Here is a 1,089-nt window from a genome sequence, read left to right on the forward strand (position 1 = left end):
AGCCCCTCGGCGCGGCCCGCGACCGCCACGCCCGCGCCGTCGCGCTCCTCCCCCAGGACGCGCTCCACCTGGGGAGGGGGTACGCAGCCATTCCGACAGAGTTCGCCTGACGTATCGTGATCTGTATGGGGAAGGCACTGATCGTCGTCGATGTGCAGAACGACTTCTGCGAGGGCGGCAGCCTGGCCGTCCCGGGCGGGTCGGAGGTCGTGGCGGCGATCACCCGGCACATGGCCGAACACGGCTACGACCACGTGGTGGCCTCACGCGACTACCACATCGACCCGGGCGACCACTTCTCCGACCGGCCCGACTACGTCGGCAGGTGGCCGCGCCACTGCGTCGCAGGCACGCCGGGCGCCGACTTCCACCCTTCCTTCGACCTCGCCGCCGTTGAGGAAGTGTTCAGCAAGGGCGCTTACGAGGCGGCGTACAGCGGGTTCGAGGGCACCTCGGACGCCGGCGTGTCCATGGGCATGTGGCTGCACGAGCGAAGGGTGCAGGAGGTCGACGTGGTGGGCATCGCCACCGACTACTGCGTCCGCGCCACGGCGCTCGACGCCGTCAAGAACGGGCTGGCCGTACGGGTACTGCTCGGCCTGACGGTGGGCGCGGCCCGCAGCAGCACCAACGCGGCGATCGCCGAACTCGACGCGGTCGGCGTCACCCTCCACGGCGCCCCCACCGTCCTCTGACACCCCCGCCTGTCAGCTGGGTGAACGCCGGGCAACACTCTGTTCATGTGATCCTCAAGCCGGTCCAGAGCGCTCCGAGGCAGAAGTAACACGGAGAGTCACATGTCTCCATCCCCGTGAGGTCCTTCATGCTCGCCGTCTGTCTCGGCCTGGCCTGGCTGTTCGCCGGCCCCTTCGCTCTCTGGGTCCTTGTGCGCGGGCGCGCCCTGGCGAGGGTGGGCGCGGTGCTGGTGCTGGCCCTGCTGGAAGCGGGCACAGTGGTGGGCACGTCGGTGGGCACGGCGGTGGGCACGGCGCCGACGGTCGAGACGGACGCGGTACCGCCCGCGGCGCCGCCCGCGCGGGGATGCGCGCGTCGGGACCCGGCACCGGAGGCGGCGCGGGTGAGCGGCCG

2 protein-coding genes are annotated in these 1,089 nt (G+C 71.5%); both read left to right on the top strand.

The features are described from left to right. Positions 1-125 precede the first annotated feature (125 nt). Entirely contained in the window at positions 126-695 is a 570-nt protein-coding gene (locus DQW85_RS22455; protein ID WP_113702158.1) for an isochorismatase family protein, read from the top strand. 128 nt (positions 696-823) lie between these two features. Next, a partial coding sequence (locus tag DQW85_RS22460; RefSeq protein WP_420819174.1) for a hypothetical protein occupies positions 824-1,089 on the top strand: 266 nt, incomplete at its 3' end.

It is taken from the genome of Nonomuraea lactucae (assembly GCF_003313395.1).
Lineage (GTDB): Bacteria > Actinomycetota > Actinomycetes > Streptosporangiales > Streptosporangiaceae > Nonomuraea > Nonomuraea lactucae.

What these genes read in the sequence shown, in the direction of transcription:
- DQW85_RS22455 (WP_113702158.1), top strand. Translation starts at nt 126, where the DNA reads ATGGGGAAGGCACTGATCGTCGTCGATGTGCAGAACGACTTCTGCGAG.